2 protein-coding genes are annotated in these 1,741 nt (G+C 68.2%); both read right to left on the reverse strand.

All coding sequences use genetic code 11. The annotated features are described in order from the left end of the window. On the reverse strand, nucleotides 1-690 hold a 690-nt coding region (locus ACQKIP_RS46655), incomplete at its 3' end, for a helix-turn-helix transcriptional regulator (protein ID WP_427745784.1). A 707-nt stretch (nucleotides 691-1,397) separates the two neighbouring features. Next, nucleotides 1,398-1,741, reverse strand: a 344-nt coding sequence (locus tag ACQKIP_RS46660) for a DUF1838 family protein (protein ID WP_427745785.1), incomplete at its 5' end; no start/stop codon positions are given.

Genomic DNA, 1,741 nt, shown 5'->3' on the forward strand with positions numbered 1-1,741 from the left:
GACACTGGCCCTGGAGATGCCCAGGAGGTCGCCGATGGTCTGGGCGGCGTTGCGGGTGTCGAAGTAGCCGTCCTCGTGCAGGCGGCGCACGAGGTCTTTCTTCGCCTCCCTGGGAAGGGCCCTCGGAGTCGTGGAGCGCTCGGCGGCCGTGGTCTCGATGACCTCGCGCAGCTCCCGGCGGCTTCGGTCGCTCAGCTTCTCCAGCGGGGCGTCCCGGGTTTCGGGGTCGGTGGCGACCAGGTTCGACAGGGCCAGCGTGACGGGCGAGAGCGTGGAGATGTCCAGGTTCAGGCAGAGGGCTGCGATGTACTGACCGGCGGCGTTCTTGATCCCGATCGAGGTGCTCTTCGCGGGGCGTCCGTCGGGGAACTGGTTGGCGTAGTTCTGGATGACGCTGGGGTATTGCGGGTCGCTGATGCGGGCCAGCCCCAACTCGGTCGCGGACTCCCCCACTTGACGGCCCGACAGGTTGTTCTCGATGCAGCGGATGGCGTGGTCCGGGTCACGCAGATCGTGCAGCACGACCTCGCAGATGCCGGGGAACATGCGGCCCAGCGCTTGCGCGATCTTCTCCGCTTCGGCCAGGAGATGCGCGTCCGCCTGCGCCGCATCCGCCGATTCGGGCGGCTGCGTATCCCGCTGCCGTACGGCATCCCGCCCACTCGCCCGCCTCGCACCGCGCGGCGTCATCGCCCGCCCCCGCTGCCTGGTGTGATCACTCGGGCTCACTCCTTGCTTCCCGCTTCCGACCGCGCCGACTTTCCGTCTGCTTCTACACAGACAATCTATCCACCTTTAGACAACAAGTCCAGACGCAGCCATCGATCACACTCCCCACACCGGCTAGAAGACCCCGAAGAACCGATCCCACCAGCCGGGTTCCCACGGGTCCCGCCACGGGCACAGCAGGCTCGGGCCGTCGTACGGGCCATTGAGCAGCTCTTCAGGGACCACGACGTACCCGAGCCCGGCGAGCACCTGCTCCACCCTTGCGAGATCCGCGGCGTCCAGCTCGCCTGCGGCCCGGGCGTCATCCGTGCCGAAGAAGGCCCACCGGGATTGTCGGCCGACACCAGAGCCAGGGATCCGAACTTGCTCACGCTCACCACGATCCGCGTGCCGCACACCGTCTTCTCCGCGGGGACGACGACGCGACCGTACTCACTGGAGTCCTGAGTGTCCCGCTCGGAGGAGCAGCTCGTGCCGAAGGCGTCGTCCAGCTCGCACACCAAACGACCGAACGGCACAGCGACTTCGCCACGGCTGTAGCCCTTGGGCCACTCCAGCCATTCCGGGTCATCGAGCTGACGCAACAACGCCATAAGGTCCGGACCGATCTCCGCCATCCGCCCATCGTGATCGGCCGGCCCCCTCGCGTCTACGGGGAGATCCTGCCGCTACTGCGGCGGGTGGAGCTTGCGGAAGTACGTCCAGCTCGTCTCGTTGGGTTCGCTCCACTTCTCCGGGGCCATGGCGAACACCGGGTGGTGGTCGGCGATGTAGGCACGGGTGCGTTCGGGGACCTCGGCGTACGAGCCGAGCTTGCGCCCCCGGCAGTGGTAGGTGAGACCGCCGGGCCGCTGGCCGCGGGCCATCCACGGGAGCCATGGGGACATCCGGGTCCACGACATGGTGGCCGGAACGCTGGGCGCCGGGCCGTCCAGGTCCGCGCGGTCGGCGAAGAACTGGAAGAGCTCAAGGGCCTTGTACGTGTCGCCGGCCGAGTGGACGGGGTATTGGG

It is taken from the genome of Streptomyces sp. NPDC059900 (genome assembly GCF_050270335.1).
Lineage (GTDB): Bacteria > Actinomycetota > Actinomycetes > Streptomycetales > Streptomycetaceae > Streptomyces.